Source organism: Nitratireductor sp. CH_MIT9313-5 (assembly GCF_037029545.1).
Lineage (GTDB): Bacteria > Pseudomonadota > Alphaproteobacteria > Rhizobiales > Rhizobiaceae > Chelativorans.
Genome location: NZ_JAYMER010000002.1, coordinates 1 through 3,183, shown reverse-complemented (window position 1 = coordinate 3,183; position 3,183 = coordinate 1). Strand labels below are relative to the sequence as shown.

Here is a 3,183-nt window from a genome sequence, read left to right as displayed (position 1 = left end):
GAATCCGAAGATCTCAATTTATTTTAAAGTGAGATGCCTTGCCTGCACGTGGAGATGCATTCTTCAGCTGGCAGAATCGCTTTTGCCTTATCCGGAATCGCTGGTCCGTATTCCAGAATCGGCTTCCACTGATCCTGAATCCAGACATCTCAAATTTTTTCGCGTTGTGGGCACTGCATCATGGGTTGGCTGCATCTCATCACGCATCAGCGCGCATTGCCGTACCTTCTCGAGCACCCGGGCAAGCGGCTCGCCTTCGAGTGTTCCGTGCTCAACAAGTGCCCCCGCAACGAGCGTGATCCCGCTGACATTCTGTCGAACCAAGGAAAGTGCTTCTGCATAGGCTTCATCCAGGCGTTTGCTCAGCCGGATCTATTGCGCCAAGGCCACGCGCGAATCCCACGCGGATCGGCGGCATCGGCTCCGCGACCACCGCTGCAGCCTCTTCGCCCTCGCATTCCGCATCTTCATCGTCAGAGGCGAGGCACTCGTTTGAGGTGGTCGTATCACCGATGACGCGGCGCTGGCAGTAGCGAAGCCAACTGCACTCGCATCATAATCGAAAATGATATGATTTTGAGGCTTCTGGCGACAAGCCGAAGCATCGCGTAGGCGGAGACTATGAGGATTAGGTATGAGGTTCTCCTCTGTCCGCTGCTGTCTGGACAGAAACTTGAACAAGCACAGGCACAGCACTGCGGCACCTGCATTGGCTTTAACTTTTAGAGGAGGCCCGGAACCGCCGGGCGACGGCGGAGGGCTCTAACCTATGCGGCCTATTCGTATGAGCGTCATGTGGAAGCCTCCGTTGGCGCGCTACAGGAAAAGTCCTGAAGCGGTAAGAGCTTAGTAATCCGGGAACACATTGCTGTCACGGAAAAGCGCTCTCAATGGGAGCGCCTCGTGATGTTGCACCTAATTGGCGGTGAAGAAGTTCTGTAAAGCTTTAGCTAGCGAAAATAACGCGATTTCGATACAGCACGCCAAAGCTGCACGTGCTTGAGGGCGAGCCCGAGATCGCGATAGTCCTGCAGCGCTCTATCCGACGTCTTGATGCCTGATTTTTGGTCACGTCCTGCGGCCCGTTCATACTTTCGTTCCCGGATGACCTATTGAGACCCCACACCAAGCAGGATCATGTTCCCTGTAAGCAAAATACAGCATGCTCCCCCTCAGCCTGACAGACGCATAAGTGCGCGAAGCATCAGGTTGGCTCCCTTCTCGATAGCGTCCCAATCCGTCCACTCTTGCGGGGCGTGACTGATGCCGTCCCTGCTTGGAACGAAGATCAGGCCAGAGGGGCAGAGGCTTTGCATGGTCTGGGCATCGTGGCCGGCACCAGAAGGCATCCTCAATGCGGGTAGGGATAACCGCGCGGCTTCCTCTTCCAGAAGGCTGGCTATATCCGCGTCCAGCCGGATGGGCTCCATCAGGCTTTGTTGAACCACCTCCCAGGTAAGGCCGCTCTCTTTCGCCGCATCTTCTACAGCGCGTGTCATACCCTTCGCCAGTGCACGCATGGTCTGCGCATCGGTGTCACGAATATTGATGATGAACTCGGCGCGACCGGGGACGGTATGGATGAAATTGGGATGCAGATCCACCTTTCCAATGGTGATGCGGCTGCTCTTCGAGCCATGGGCTGCGATCACCTCGCCAATCTCCTGCCCCACCCTTGCCAGCCCTGCGAAAGCATCGGCACGCAACTCCATGGGTGTGGTACCCGAATGGTTGGCCCGCCCGGTCAAGGTAACCGCCAGATTGATGACGCCGGCGATGTGCTCCACGATACCGACAGGAATTTGCGCCTGTTCGAGAACAGGTCCTTGTTCCACGTGCAGTTCAAGAAAGGCTCTCACGCTACCGGGGGCGCGTGCTGCCTCTATGGCTCCGAAAGCGTCCAGCCCCTGCTCCCTCATCGCGTCCTGCAAACTGATACCATCGGCATCACGCGCGCTCTCCAGCCAGCGCTCCGTCACTGCGCCGGCAATTGCCTGCGACCCCAGCATGCCGCCGAACCGGCCTTCTTCCTCGGCGGTCGCCACCACTTCTATCGCCGCAGTCGGCACAAAGCCGATATCTCGCATTGTGCGCACGCATTCCAGCGCAACACATGCGCCAAGCGCGCCGTCGAACGCACCGCCCTCCGGCACGGTGTCGAGATGTGAACCGGCCATGATGCAGGGCCCCCTGGCCCGTCCATAGCGCCCAAAGAGATTTGCCACAGCATCGGATCGCACGGCCAAGCCATCGCCACGCATCTGTTCGGCGAACCATCGTCGTGCAGCCATGTCGGCATCGCTGTAACCGGGACGGTTGTGCCCCCCTGTTTGCGGATTGAAGCCGTGAAGATTGACCTCTTGGAGCAGCTTGCGCAGTCGCTGGAGATTTATCGCGGCGGATGGAGCCATGATCTTCTGCCTGTTTTTCAATCGGGTAGCGCTTATCGCCCCTATGATGCGCGAATGCCAGATAATTTATTATAATAATTTGTTGCACAGTCAAAAATAATAGGGATTAATTACAGGCAACGAAGTGAGGGCCCCGATGAGAAAACTAATTGCTACCGCATTCGCTGCCGTGTCACTGCTTGTTGCGTCACCGGCATTTTCGCAAACACCCCCCAATGTTTTGATTGTTGGCCAGATCGCCGAGCCGAAATCACTGGATCCGCACGCAGTAACGGCGGTCAACGACTTCCGGATTCTCATGAATGTCTATGACGGTCTGACCCGCTACAAGGACGGCACGCTTGAAGTGGAGCCCGCACTCGCCGAGAGCTGGGAAATCTCCGACGATGGCCTGACCTACACGTTCAAGCTACGCGAGGGCGTCGAGTTTCATGACGGCACGCCGCTCAATGCAGAGGCGGTGAAGTTCAACTTTGACCGCATGCTCGACGAGGATAACCCCTATCACGAAACAGGCCCCTTCCCGCTGGCATTCTATTTCTCGGCGGTAGATGAAGTGACGGCAGTCGATGATCTGACGGTCGCCTTCAAGCTGAAGGAGCCCTTCGCGCCGTTCCTTTCGAACCTGGCCTATCCAACCGGACTAATCGTCTCGCCGGAAGCGGTAAAGAAGAGCGGCAAGGACTTTGGCCGCAGTCCCGTTGGAACAGGCGCCTTCAAGTTCGAGGAATGGCAGGCCAACTCACGTGTGGTCATTACCCGTAACGAAGAT

2 protein-coding genes are annotated in these 3,183 nt (G+C 57.1%); one reads left to right on the top strand and one right to left on the bottom strand.

Translation table 11 applies throughout. The annotated features are described in order from the left end of the window. Positions 1-1,172: 1,172 nt before the first annotated feature. A complete protein-coding gene (locus WA367_RS00210; RefSeq protein WP_336054885.1) occupies positions 1,173-2,411 on the bottom strand; it encodes a Zn-dependent hydrolase in 1,239 nt (412 codons plus the stop codon). 136 nt (positions 2,412-2,547) lie between these two features. Here WA367_RS00210 and WA367_RS00205 point away from each other — a divergent pair. Beyond that, on the top strand, positions 2,548-3,183 hold a 636-nt coding region (locus tag WA367_RS00205), incomplete at its 3' end, for an ABC transporter substrate-binding protein (RefSeq protein ID WP_336054884.1).

Bases quoted from the DNA above. Each gene is read 5' to 3' on its own strand.
- WA367_RS00210 (WP_336054885.1), bottom strand. From the start codon at position 2,411: ATGGCTCCATCCGCCGCGATAAATCTCCAGCGACTGCGCAAGCTGCTC.